Annotated in this window: 13 protein-coding genes; 8 read left to right on the plus strand and 5 right to left on the minus strand. The window is 34.6% G+C overall.

The window, feature by feature from the left end; translation table 11 throughout:
* Positions 1-44 precede the first annotated feature (44 nt).
* Positions 45-2,483: a TonB-dependent receptor gene (locus tag JI750_RS11635; RefSeq protein WP_202001771.1), complete on the plus strand. Its 2,439-nt coding sequence runs from the start codon at positions 45-47 to the stop codon at positions 2,481-2,483.
* A 326-nt stretch (positions 2,484-2,809) separates the two neighbouring features.
* Here JI750_RS11635 and JI750_RS11640 read toward each other — a convergent pair whose 3' ends face one another.
* From JI750_RS11640 to JI750_RS11650, 3 genes are all read right to left on the minus strand, one after another.
* Positions 2,810-3,832 (minus strand): LLM class flavin-dependent oxidoreductase, encoded by a 1,023-nt coding sequence (locus JI750_RS11640; RefSeq protein WP_202001774.1) that lies wholly within the window; start codon positions 3,830-3,832, stop codon positions 2,810-2,812.
* A 69-nt stretch (positions 3,833-3,901) separates the two neighbouring features.
* Positions 3,902-4,309, minus strand: coding sequence for a DUF1634 domain-containing protein (locus JI750_RS11645; RefSeq protein ID WP_202001777.1), 408 nt, complete (start codon positions 4,307-4,309; stop codon positions 3,902-3,904).
* The gene (locus tag JI750_RS11650; RefSeq protein ID WP_202001780.1) at positions 4,296-5,132 is read right to left on the minus strand and encodes a sulfite exporter TauE/SafE family protein; all 837 of its coding nucleotides are present in this window, start codon (positions 5,130-5,132) and stop codon (positions 4,296-4,298) included. The genes JI750_RS11645 and JI750_RS11650 overlap by 14 nt, the downstream gene beginning before the upstream one ends.
* 163 nt (positions 5,133-5,295) lie before the next feature.
* On the opposite strand from JI750_RS11650, the gene JI750_RS11655 reads away from it, so the two are divergent.
* Together JI750_RS11655 and JI750_RS11660 are read left to right on the plus strand one after the other, a co-directional pair.
* Entirely contained in the window at positions 5,296-6,159 is an 864-nt protein-coding gene (locus tag JI750_RS11655; RefSeq protein WP_202001783.1) for a helix-turn-helix domain-containing protein, read from the plus strand.
* Positions 6,160-6,258: 99 nt separating this feature from the next.
* Positions 6,259-6,771, plus strand: a complete 513-nt coding sequence (locus JI750_RS11660) for a hypothetical protein (protein WP_202001786.1) — start codon at positions 6,259-6,261, stop codon at positions 6,769-6,771.
* Positions 6,772-6,803: 32 nt separating this feature from the next.
* On the opposite strand, the gene JI750_RS11665 is transcribed toward JI750_RS11660, so the two are convergent.
* Positions 6,804-7,238, minus strand: a complete 435-nt coding sequence (locus tag JI750_RS11665) for a DoxX family membrane protein (protein ID WP_202001788.1) — start codon at positions 7,236-7,238, stop codon at positions 6,804-6,806.
* A gap of 7 nt (positions 7,239-7,245) precedes the next feature.
* Positions 7,246-7,803: a GNAT family N-acetyltransferase gene (locus JI750_RS11670; RefSeq protein WP_202001791.1), complete on the minus strand. Its 558-nt coding sequence runs from the start codon at positions 7,801-7,803 to the stop codon at positions 7,246-7,248.
* A 243-nt stretch (positions 7,804-8,046) separates the two neighbouring features.
* Between JI750_RS11670 and JI750_RS11675 the strand changes: the two genes are divergently transcribed.
* The 5 genes from JI750_RS11675 to JI750_RS11695 all read left to right on the plus strand — a co-directional run bounded on the left by JI750_RS11675 (position 8,047) and on the right by JI750_RS11695 (position 12,887).
* A complete protein-coding gene (locus JI750_RS11675) occupies positions 8,047-9,060 on the plus strand; it encodes a zinc-binding alcohol dehydrogenase family protein (protein WP_202001794.1) in 1,014 nt (337 codons plus the stop codon).
* A gap of 145 nt (positions 9,061-9,205) precedes the next feature.
* Positions 9,206-9,592, plus strand: coding sequence for a DoxX family protein (locus JI750_RS11680; RefSeq protein ID WP_202001797.1), 387 nt, complete (start codon positions 9,206-9,208; stop codon positions 9,590-9,592).
* A 244-nt stretch (positions 9,593-9,836) separates the two neighbouring features.
* The gene (locus JI750_RS11685) at positions 9,837-9,983 is read left to right on the plus strand and encodes a hypothetical protein (protein ID WP_202001802.1); all 147 of its coding nucleotides are present in this window, start codon (positions 9,837-9,839) and stop codon (positions 9,981-9,983) included.
* 9 nt (positions 9,984-9,992) lie between these two features.
* Positions 9,993-10,616 (plus strand): GNAT family N-acetyltransferase, encoded by a 624-nt coding sequence (locus JI750_RS11690; RefSeq protein WP_202001805.1) that lies wholly within the window; start codon positions 9,993-9,995, stop codon positions 10,614-10,616.
* A gap of 66 nt (positions 10,617-10,682) precedes the next feature.
* Positions 10,683-12,887: a TonB-dependent receptor gene (locus JI750_RS11695; RefSeq protein ID WP_202001808.1), complete on the plus strand. Its 2,205-nt coding sequence runs from the start codon at positions 10,683-10,685 to the stop codon at positions 12,885-12,887.
* The last annotated feature ends 194 nt before the right edge of the window (positions 12,888-13,081 follow it).

Consider the following 13,081-nt stretch of genomic DNA (forward strand, 5'->3'; position numbering starts at 1 on the left):
GAGATTAGCACATACTTTTGTCGCTCAATTTAAAATCAAAACCAATGAAAATAATTAGTAATGCAAAAGTTTATCTTTTCGTGCTGTTTTTGAGCTCATTAAATATAATGGCGCAACAGCTTGGAACTGTAAACGGAAAAGTTTCTTTGAGTGGCAATAAACCAGCAGAAAATATAGCTGTAGCGTTAAAAGGAACAAAATATTCAGATATTACAACTGTTTCAGGACATTATGAAATTAAAAATGTAAAACCTGGAACGTATACCATCGTATTAAATGGAGTAGGAATTCAACCTGTCGAGGATAAGATTGTAGTCAATTCAAAGCAAACGACAACTAAGAATTTTTCTCTTTCTGAAAGTCAAGAAGATCTTGAAGAAGTGGTAATTACAAAGAATAAATACAAGCAAGATAACCCTTCATTGTCATTGCGTCTTCAAACTCCGGTTTTAGAAATTCCTCAAAATATACAAATTGTAAGTGGTCAGACTTTAAAAGATCAGCAAATTACAAGTATGAGCGATGGGGTAATTCGTAACGTGAGTGGAGCTGTCCGTTTGGAGCACTGGGGAGATTTGTATACGAATATTACCATGAGAGGTTCTCAAATTCAGGCTTTTAGAAACGGATTTAACGTAGTTTCTTCTTTCTGGGGACCATTAACAGAAGATATGAGTTTTGTAGATCATATTGAGTTTGTAAAAGGACCAGCAGGATTCATGCTTTCAAGCGGAGATCCAAGCGGATTGTATAATGTGGTAACTAAAAAACCAACGGGAGTTACAAAAGGTGAGGTGAGTGTACTTGGCGGAAGCTACGATTTTTATAGAGTAAGCGTTGATTTTGACGGGAAATTAGATAAAAAAGGAAAATTGCTTTATAGATTTAACGGAGCAGCTCAAAACAAAGGATCACACCGTCCGTTTGAGCGCAATAACCGCTATGTAATTGCTCCAGTGATTTCATATCAGATTGATGATAAAACAAAAATCACGGCCGAATATAATTTCCAATATGCAAACATGACCGAAGTGGGATCATATTATGTTTTTGGACCTCAAGCAGGTGGTTATGCAACTTTACCTGTAGGTTTTACCATGACGCAGCCAGGATTGCCTGATACCAATATTCAGGATCATAGCGGTTACTTACAGTTTGAACATAAGTTTGACGAAAATTGGAAACTTACTGCACAGACTTCTTATTTTAAATATATTCAGCAAGGATATAGTTCATGGCCGGGAGTTGTAGGGCCAGGACCTGCAGATCGAGATTTTGATGGTGTTCCTGAAGGAAATCTTGCTTATGGAGAAATCATTAGAAACGTTGGTATATGGGATGCTGAAAGCAATATGTATTTAGGACAGATTTTCGTAAATGGAAAATTCAATACAGGAAATGTTTCTCATAAAGTATTAGGAGGAGTAGATTTAGGAAGCAAAGATTATATGGCAGATTGGGGACAATCGCATGATTTAGATACGGTTGATAATCCGTTTAATGTTTATAATCCAAATTATGGTACGCCTTCAAATGGTTTTCCACAGTTCGACCATGAAACTCCTTTAAGCCAGAGAGCTGGCGGGCTTTACGGTTCGAAATATGCTGCTGGTTATGTTCAAGATGAGCTTGGCTTTTTAGAAAATAGATTAAGATTGACTCTTGCTGCGAGATATACTTGGATTAGCCAAACTAGTAGCTATGAGGCAGAACCAATTGAGGATAGCCATATTACGCCTCGTGCTGGTTTAAGTTATTCTATTACTGATGATTTTGCGGTTTACGGTTTGTATGATCAAGCTTTTACACCTCAATCTGGAGTAGTGAGAAGTGGTGATGTAAAACCTCTTACTGGAAATAATGTTGAATTTGGACTTAAAAAAGATTGGTTTGAAGGGTCTTGGAATACAAGTTTATCGGTTTACAATATCTTAAAGAAGAATGAGTTAACAGCCGATCCTAATAATCAGCCAAATGAACAGTATAAAATAGTTTTGGGTGAAAAAAGAGCTCGTGGTGTTGAATTTGATTTGAGAGGAAAAATCTTTGACGGTCTAAATCTTATTGCAAATTATGCGTTTACAGAGTCAACTGTAACTAAAGTTGATCCAGATGTTTCTGAAGCTAATGGCATTAACGTGGGGGATATTGTTCCAGGTTATGCGAAACACACAGCAAATGCATGGTTAAATTATACGCTTCAAAATGGTAAACTAAAAGGTTTTGGTGCTTCTATTGGAGGAACTTTCCTTGACGGACGCCAAACAGATACTTGGAGTGCAGGTCTTCAAAAATTGCCTTCTTATTTTAAATTGGATGGAGGTTTATCTTATGAAACAGGTAAATTTAAAGTTACTGCAAACGTATTCAATATCTTAGATAAATATTTATATAGCGGTTCATACTACAGCTGGCTAAATGCTTATTACTGGCAGACTGAAGCGCCAAGAAACTTTAGAGTTGGTGTTACCTACAAATTCTAAACCGATTTGTTTTCGTTGAAAAATTACAAATCATACAAAAAAGCATCTGACTTCATTGTTGGGTGCTTTTTTTTAGACACTAAGGTTCTGAGATTCTAAGGTTAAGGTTAGGAGAATGGTAATTCTTTTGAATTGCCTTCAGTTTTAACTGGAGATAACAAATTAAGATTGAAAAAAGGCTTTAGCCAAACTAGTGATGTTTGGCTAAAGCCTTTAATTTTTGTTTATATTTTCATCAAGCTAAAGCTGGACGCTATTCAATTTCTAAAAAAAAATCCTTTTAATCTGTGCATCCCGATAGCTATCGGGATTGCGGGATTAATAATCTATCCTTTCTTAATTAAAGGAATCAATTTTGTCCCAATCAATTCAATAGCATTCATTAACTGTTTGTGTGTCAATCCAGCATTATCCATTTGGAATGTAAAACGGTCTACGCCTCCAAGCGCTTCGCTATGTCTAATGATTTTCTCCGCTGCTCTTTCTGGACCTCCAACAATAAGAACACCTAAGTCATCAATTAAACCATCAAATTTGCCTTTGGTTACAGGAGGCCAGCCTCTTTCATATCCTAATTTGGTCCATAATTCGGCGTAACCTGGATAATATTCTTCAATTGCTTTTTCTGTTGAAGTTCCAACATATCCAGGCGAATGCAAACCAACTTTTAATTCGTTAGATTTAAAGCCTGCAGCTTTTCCAGCTTCTCTATACAAATCAACTAAAGGTTTAAAACGATGCGTTTGTCCACCGATAACAGCAACCATTAATGGAAGTCCCAACGAGCCTGCTCTGATAAAAGATTCCGGAGTTCCGCCAACACCAAGCCAAATGGGTAATTTTTCTTGTAAAGCTCTTGGGTAAACGGGTAAATTATTTAAAGCAGGACGAAATTTTCCTTCCCAAGAAACAAATTCATTATCTCTAATTTGAAGAAGAAGTTCAAGTTTTTCTTTAAAAAGAGCATCATAATCTCTCAAATCATATCCAAAAAGCGGATAAGCTTCAATGGCAGATCCTCTCCCTACAACAATTTCAGTCCTTCCTTTAGAAATCAAATCTAAAGTGGCAAAGCTTTGATAAACTCTCACAGGATCTGCAGCGCTTAAAACAGTCACGGCACTTGTAAGTCGGATATTTTTTGTTCTTGCCGCCGCCGCACTCAAAATAACAGCTGTAGCAGAATCTAAAAACTCTTTTTTATGATGTTCTCCAATCCCGAAAACATCAAGACCAGCCTGATCTGCAAATTCAATTCTCTGCAATAGCTGTTCCATGGCATCAACGCTGCTCAGAGTATTGTTGTCGCCATACATTGCCGAAGCAAAACTGTCTATTCCTATTTCCATAAAATAAAGCTAAATTCCAATAATTAAATTCCAAATTCCAAAATCTACAATCTACAGTCTAAAATTTTCTTAATGTGAGAAACCAAACGAAATACTGATAATTATAATTATGATTACTATCAACGTAATCCCAACGTACAAGTAATCTTTTTCCAATAAAAATGAAAATAACGAAAGCAATACGCGCAAAACAGGTGTCATAAATAAGAAAATGATTCCTGTAAATATTAATGATTCACCATTTCCTTGAATTGCACCATTGTAAATTGCCGCAATTACTTCAAATATATTTCGGTCATTTTCTTTAAAAACAGAATAATCCTCAATCTGATTTCCGTTGTGGATCAAATAAACAATTCCGCCAATAAAGGCTACTGATAACGAAATCCAAACTCCATAACGAAGCAAGTTCCCTATGATAGTTTGAAAATCTTTTTCTCCAAATTTTTCTTCCTGTACCATATTAGATTTTTCCATTTAGTCCGTTATAAATCATGTTTATTGCCAGAACAAAAATCAGGCAGGCAAAAAATATTCTCAATTTCTTCGGATTTGTTCGCACTAAGATTTTGGCTCCAGCCATAGCTCCAAACAAAACTCCAATTACAACTGGCATACAGATTCCTGGCTCGATATATCCTTTTTGAATATAAATTACAGAACTTGCCATTGCTGTAACGCCCATCATAAAATTACTGGTTGTAGTTGAAACTTTAAAAGGAACACGCATAATGTTATCCATCGCGATTACTTTAAAAGCTCCAGAGCCAATTCCGAGAAGACCCGACATCATTCCAGCAACTCCCATCATACTGAAACCGCCAATTACATTTTTAGTTCCGTATTTTATGACTTCGCCGTCGTGAGAAGGATAAGTTCCGTCTAATTTTAGCTTTTTAGCCAGCGGACTAGATTCTAAAACAATATGTTCTTCTTTTTTTCGAAGCGAATTAATGGCAGAGAAAATCAGCGTTAAACCGAACAAAACGGCGATAAAAGAAGTCGGTGCAATGGTAGAAAGCAATGCTCCGCAAACCGCTCCAATAGTAGTGGCGATTTCGAGAAAAATTCCCATTCGCATGTTGGTGATTCCTTCTTTTACATAAGCAGCGGCAGAACCAGAAGAAGTGGCGATAACAGAGACTAAAGCAGCTCCAATGGCATAATGAATATCGACACCGAGAATAATCGTAAGAAGCGGAATAATAATGATACCGCCTCCTAAGCCTGATAATGAACCGATGAAACCTGCTAAAAAAGCCCCCAGAATCATTATAAGCGTAAAGGTAAGTATTGTCATTTAAGATATGTTTTTGTAATTGCTAATTTACGAATACAAATTTGTTCATGAACTTAAATATACCTTAAAAATGTTTTTGGAGTTTAGTCGCAGTCTCAATCAAAAACGGCTACTAAAAAGTGCTTATATTTGAAAAATACAATGATTATCAAAAAGAGCAGTATTGAAGAATAAAATCCTCACTTATTCCTTAACGCATCATAAGAGTTTGTTTTCTCATGCAGATCAGGAAGAATATTTCTATATCCAGACTAGCAACCATCCTTATGTCAGTGAGCCTTATCGCGCAGAAAGTTATGCAATTGAGTTTCTAAGAAAAGGAAGCATAATCATGCAGAGTGGACTCGAGAGAAAAGTAGTTCATGCTCCAGCCATTATTACTTTGGGACCATCTGTGATTAGGAGTTTTTCTAAAAATGATGATGAAATTTTAATCGATATTATATTCTTTAAACCGCATTTCTTTCTCGAAAATCAGGCAAATGTATTTTTTCTTGCGCAATATGATTTCTTTGAAAACAGTCATAATCACTTATCTCAGCTTGCAAAAACAGATGAAGATAAGTTTGAACGTATTTTTAATTTGATTAAAGAAGCGTCAGAAGACAAGTCTAAGCATCAGGCTTCTATTTTAAGGAGTTATCTGTATATTTTGATTTATGAGATTGATGCCATTCAGATAGAAAAAAGCTCTACAGAAGTACAGAATATTTTATTCGAAAAATTTAAAGAACTTCTTTTTAAAGATTTTTTGAATTTTAGAACGGTTCAGCATTATGCTGATGAATTGAATGTAAGTCGAAAATATTTGTCTGAAGTCATTAAAAAGTACAGCGGTAAAACGGCAAGTGACTGGATTAACGAAATTGTAATTTTGGAAGCCAAAGTTTTATTGCAGAATAAAAAAATGTCAATCAATCAGATCAGTGATTTGCTGCATTTTTCTGATCAATCTGTTTTTGGACGATTCTTTAAAAATTATGAAGGAATTTCACCTTTAGAATATCGAAAAAAGCAGAACAATTAAAATCGGTTTTCCGACATTTTGCACAAATTTGAAGCCGTATCGCTCTTTTTTCAGACCTATAATCGATAGAATTTTGCTCTTTTATTAAAAGGAAAAGAAATGAGTAAAATTGCAAAATTTGTTGTTATAATTAATGATAATGTCTCTTGGATGGAAGACAAGGCCGTTCGGTTTTATACCAATTTATTTAAGGAAAAAGACTTAGGAGAAAAATATGCAGAACAGTATCTTTCTCAAAAAGAATTGTTTAGAATTCAGAATGATTTTTCGATAGAAATTCTCATGGCATATCTTGGCGAAATTCCTCAATCTTATTTAAAACTAGATTCGTCAAGAATATTAAACGAAAATCTAGGAGCGTCAAAAGCAATTAATCTAAGCGAGATTATTTATTTTGATGAAGAAGATTTAACAGCGCTTATTAAACGAGCAGAAGAAATTGCTTACCAGCGAAAACACGATTTAATTTGGGTGAAAACTTTTGCCGTAGATACTGCTTTGATCGATATATTACGATCATTAAATTATGAAGAATTTGGTTTAGAAGAAAGCATGGAAGATCAATTTCCAAAACGAATTTATTTTCGAAAAAAAACTGAAAAGATTAAATAAAAAACGGGAGCGTCTAATTGCGCTCCCGTTTTTTATATTCTATTATCAACCGCAAAAGATGTTTTACCAATATTCGCCAATAGTAAAGCCGCCGCACAACTTGTCCAAACCGAATAATCTAGAGGTGCTTTTACAGAAACAGAAACCGACATGGCAAAAGCAAAAAAGAACATTAAAATAGTAGTTCCTAAGGCTGCAAGTCTAGTTTTGAAACCAAATAATAGTAGAAGACTTAGTAAAACTTCAAAGAAAGTGGCAATTGCTGCCAGAATTTCTGCTGTTGCTTTGTTAGCAAATGAATTTAGGGTTTGTGTGTAGATAACAAAGTTTTCCCAATTTCCCCAGGCAACTTGGTGAGATCCCGGTGCGCCCCATACTCCAAATCGGTCTGCTACGGCCGAAAGCATTGTGATTCCTAAAACTATTCTTAAAATTAAACCTGCTTCTAATATTGTGATGTTTTTCATTCTATAATTAATTTTTGATTTGAAGATGTTCCAGGTTCTTCTTAACCAAAGTTTTGTTTCCAACTACTTTAAAACCAAGCTTTAAATACAGTTTTTTAGCACTCGGATTGTCCTCTTCAACGAGCAGACCTAAAACCTCTTTATTTTTATGAACGTATTTATCAATCAAAAATTGCAATAATTGAGAACCAATTCCTTTTCCCTGATATTTAGGATTCACACCTAAAGAATCAATATAATATTCTCCAGCGCGGGTTTCAAACTCTGGATCAAATTCAGGATTATGGTGTTTCCTCACATATTCAACTATAGGATTTCTTAATTTTTCAATATCAGCACCATTATAAATGTTTACCGCGCCAATGATTTCGTTATTTTCCTCGGCTACAAAACAGTTTTGATACGAATATTGATTATTTTCACTTTCGACGAAATGCTGTAGAAAGTCTTTCGCAGAAGCGTAATCTTCTTTCGCAATAAACTTGTAGATAATATCTTCCATTGCTAACAATAATATAGGTGCAATATATTTTGAGTCTGATTTTTCGGCTTTTCTTATATTCATAGTGTAGTATTTTTAGCAAATTTAGTCTTTAAAATTATTTCACGCAGATTTTAAAGGATTTGAGCAGATCCTAGCAAATTTTAAATAAAAAATCTGCAGAATCAGCTATAATCTGTAAAATCTGCGTGAAACAAAAAACACATTGTGCTTAATATATACAAATATACGCTCAAAATATACCAATTAAGAGATTTCAACTCGTGTTATATTTGTAGTATAGTTTTAATTTAAACATTAAAAGAAATGAAAGCAATAGGATTTAAAACATCATTACCTATAGAAAACCCAGATAGTTTTATCGAATTTGAAGCTATAAAACCAATTCCGGGACCACACGATTTATTAGTTAAAATTGATGCGATTTCGGTAAATCCGGTCGATTTTAAGATTCGCCAGAATAGCGCTAAAGATACTGTTTTAGAAATTCCAAAAATCATTGGTTGGGATGCTGTCGGAATTGTTCAGGCTGTCGGACAAGATGTTACTTTGTTTGAAATTGGAGATCCTGTATATTATGCAGGAGATATTACCAAACAAGGAAGCAATGCTGAATATCAGATTATTGACGAAAGAATTGTGGGCCGAAAGCCTAAATCGTTAAGTATCGAAGAAGCTGCTGTAATTCCGTTAACGGCTTTAACGGCTTGGGAAATTCTATTTGACAGAATCAGAATTACGGCAGATAAAGACAAAGGAAAATCTATTTTAATAATTGGAGGTGCTGGCGGAGTCGGTTCGATCGCCATTCAATTGGCCAAGAAAATTGCAGGTTTAACCGTTATTGCAACAGCATCGCGCCCTGAAACTATTGAATGGTGCAAAAAGCAGGGAGCTGATTTTGTGGTAGATCATAAAGATTTGGTTTCATCTGTTCGAGATGCTGGTTTTGAGTATGTTGATTTTATTTTAGACTTTGTAGACACCAATGCTTATTGGGATACAATGGTCGAATTAATTAAACCTCAAGGACATATTGCCTCTATTACCGGAAGCAGCGATCCTGTTGCATTAACCAAATTAAAGAGCAAAAGCGTGTCTTTTTCTTGGGAATTAATGTACACACGATCTATGTATCAAACAGAAGATATGATTGAACAGCATAATATCTTGAATATTGTAGCAGATTTGTTGGACGATGGCATTCTGAAAACAACTTTAAACATGACACTGAATGGGCTTACAGCTGAAAATCTAAAAAAAGCACATGAACTTTTGGAGTCAGGCCGAACAATTGGAAAGATTGCCATTAGGTTTTAAAGCATAAAATCGGCCTTGTGATAGCTTAAAAGGGTTATTTGGAACTGTTTTAAATAATATTGTTTTTAAATAAGAAAATTTTGTATTTTCGTCGGCTTACAAACCCAATTTGGATATAAATTTTTAACCTAAAACAAAATTATTTATGATTTCAAAAAACACAGACCTTGGATTATTGCTATTACGTTTAAGTACTGGTGGACTAATGCTTTTTCACGGTGTTTCTAAACTGATTCACGGAATTTCGTTCCTTGTAGAAAACATGGGTGCATTTGGATATGCAGTTTACATCGGCGAAGTTTTAGCTCCAATTGCCATTTTATTAGGATTCAGAACTAGAATTGCAGCAGTTCTTTTGGCAATAACTTGTGTTGTAGCAGTTGCAACGGCGCATGCTCAGGAGATTTTCTCAATTAGCGAGCACGGCGGTTATGCTTTAGAATTATTAATGTTGTATTTTTTAGGCGCTCTTGCATTGTTCTTTACTGGAGCGGGGAAATTTGCTGTTTCCAAAAACAATCAGTGGGATTAATTTAAAAGCATTATATAAATTAAAGAAGCTCTAAATTTCGATTTAGAGCTTTTTTATTTGAATCCCTTTCATTTTGAAAATCATCGTATCATTTTGATAAGTTTTGACAAATTAACTAAAACTGACTTTTTATTATTTGTTTTATAATGAGTGGTTTATTGCGGGTTGCGTTGCTGTGGCATGCCTTTTGTTTTTATATTGTGGATTATTAAACCAGCCCTTAATTGTAAAACACTTAAAGAATATGAAAACAAGTAACAAAAGAAATAAAGAAATCACAAAAACGTATTTTTCAAATAAATCTAGACGAAACAAAGATCGATTCGTCAACTTAATGGTATTTACGGTAGTTCTTTTTATCACGGTTATGCTGATTGCTAAAATAGTTTAGTGCCATAGTATGAAAACCATTGAGGATAGGAGAGATACAGCTGTTTTTTCTTCTGATGAAAAAGTTAGTGAATCGTATGATTTTATTATCGAAGAGGCAACGGCTAGGCATATTTTGCATATAAATGAGATTTGTAAAGAAACACTATTATCTGCCAAAGCACGCGGAACTGGTATTTCAGGACGACCACCAGAGTTACTCGAGAAAAAGATGAAAGAAGGTGAAGCTATTATTGCGTTTGCACCAGACGGAAAATGGGCAGGTTTTGCTTTTATATCTTTGTGGGAAAACGGAAAATATGTTTCTAATTCTGGATTAATTGTCGCGCCTGAGTTTAGACATACAGGTTTAGCCAAAAAAATTAAAAGAAAAATCTTTGAACTCTGCCGTAAAAAACATCCAGAAGCGCTTATTTTCAGTCTTACGACAGGTCTTGCCGTTATGAAAATGAATCACGAACTCGGTTTTGAACCCGTAACTTATTCTGAATTAACGAACGATGAACTTTTTTGGGAAAACTGCAAAAGCTGTATCAATTGTCCAATATTATTAAGCAAGGAAAGAAAAAACTGTTTGTGTACTGCTATGCTTTATGACCCTAAGAGAAAGAATATTTCAGATTCACTAGAATAAAGCTGAAAAATGCTTTTTTATGCTATTTTTGCGCTCAAATTATTCCAATAAGTTACCAAAATAGCAATGAAATCTTTATCAGCACTTGTCTTTTTTATTCTCTCTTTTTCTATTAATGCACAATCTTTAAGCGGTATTGTAAATGATTCTGACGGAAAAGCATCATCAGAAGTTTTAATTCGAAATCTAAATTCTAAAACACATGCTCACACCGATGCAAACGGAAAATTTACTTTAGAAGGTGTACAGGTAAATGATAGTTTGGTTATTACTAAAAAAGGATTTTCAACTCAAAAAATAAAACTAGCTTCTTTAGATTTTCTGACTATTTCATTACAAGAAAAGCCATTTTTACTGGAAGAAGTTAAGATTGGCAATAATCTAAAATATCTGAATACCATTTCTAAAATCGATTTTGAAATTCAGCCTATTTCAAATTCTCAGGACTTATTGCGAAAAGTTCCAGGGCTTTTCATAGGTCAGCATGCGGGAGGAGGAAAAGCAGAGCAAATCTTTTTAAGAGGTTTTGACTGCGATCACGGAACCGATATTAATATCACTGTAGACGGAATGCCGGTAAATATGGTTTCACACGCACACGGACAAGGCTATTCTGATTTGCATTTTGTGATTCCAGAAACAGTCGATAATATTGATTTTGATAAAGGTGCTTATTTTGTAGATAAAGGCGATTTTACAACTGCAGGATATGTTGGTTTTAATACCAAAAATGCTTTGCAAAATAGCTCTATTTCTTTTGAAGGCGGACAGTTTGATACTTTTCGTACTGTGGCAATGTTTAATTTATTGAACAAAGAAAACCAGTCGGCTTATTTTGCGGGAGAATATATGATGACCGATGGCTATTTTGATGCACCTCAGAATTTTAACCGAATTAATTTGTTTGGAAAATACAATGCTAAAATGGAAAACGGAGATCGTCTGGCTATTTCGGTTTCGCATTTTAAAAGCCAATGGGATGCGAGTGGACAAATCCCAGATCGTGCGGTAAACGACGGAACAATTTCGCATTTCGGAGCGATCGATTCAAATGAAGGAGGAAATACCGATAGAACCAATTTCAATCTGCAGTATGATGCAAAAATTGATGAAAATACACATATCAAAAGCAGTGCTTATTTAAGCAAATATGATTTTGAATTGTATTCTAATTTTACATTTTTCTTGAATGATCCTGTAAACGGCGATCAAATCAAACAGAAAGAAAACAGAACTATTGTAGGCTTTCAGTCTGAATACGATCAGAAATTAAACAATCAATGGCGTTTTAAATTAGGCGCTGGACTTCGAAACGATAATAATAAAGATGTAGAATTATCTCATACATTAAACAGAAAGACAGTTTTAGAATATTTGAGTTTAGGAACGGTAAACCAGACCAATTTATTTACGTATTCAAGTCTTGATTTTACATCGGGAAAATGGCTAGTAAATGGAGGTTTGCGTTTAGATTATTTCAAATTTGGGTACGAAGATCAATTGGCGTCAACTTACAGCAATCAGACGCAGACCAAAGCAATTGTAAGCCCGAAACTGAACTTTTTGTATACTCAGAATGACAAATTGAATTATTTCTTGAAATTAGGAAAAGGATTTCACAGTAATGATACGCGAGTGGTAGTGGCTCAAAAAGGCGAAAAAATTCTTCCAGAAACATACGGTACAGATTTAGGTTTAAACTGGAAACCATTTCCAAGAATGATTGTCAATTCGGCTCTTTGGTATTTATATCTAGCTCAGGAATTTGTGTACGTAGGAGACGAAGCTGTTGTTGAACCAAGCGGAAAAACAGAACGTAAAGGGTTTGATTTTGGAATTAGATATCAATTGACCAATTGGTTGTTCTGGAATGCAGATTATACCTATACACACGCAAGAGCAATAGACGAACCTAAAGGAAACGATTATTTGCCTCTTGCTCCAAAAAACACTTTGATGAGCGGACTTTCGGTAAAGGATTTAAAAGGTTTTTCAGGAAGTATAAGAACTCGTTTCTTAGGCGACAGACCAGCAAACGAAGACAACTCGGTTGTAGCAAAAGGGTACTGCATAACTGATTTTTCTGTGAATTATCAGATTAAGAAAGTTTCGATTGGCGTAAACATCGATAACATTTTTGATACCAAATGGAAAGAAACGCAATTCTTGACAGAGTCAAGATTGGCAAATGAAACCGATCCTGTTGAGGAAATTCATTTTACCGCAGGAACGCCGTTTAATGCACGTTTGATATTGAAATACACGTGGTAGAAAATAATTATTGTGTCAATTAGAAAATGTGCCAATTAGATAATGAGAGTAATTATCTAATTGGCACATTTTCTATTTATCCAATTCTATTATCGAGTAAAACAATATTTTCACCGAGCGGATGCTGTGTTCTACCGATCATAATTTTAATTGATATACTCTCGATATACTTTTGATTCAAATTAAAACCTTAA

The organism is Flavobacterium tagetis (genome assembly GCF_016735615.1).
GTDB lineage: Bacteria > Bacteroidota > Bacteroidia > Flavobacteriales > Flavobacteriaceae > Flavobacterium > Flavobacterium tagetis.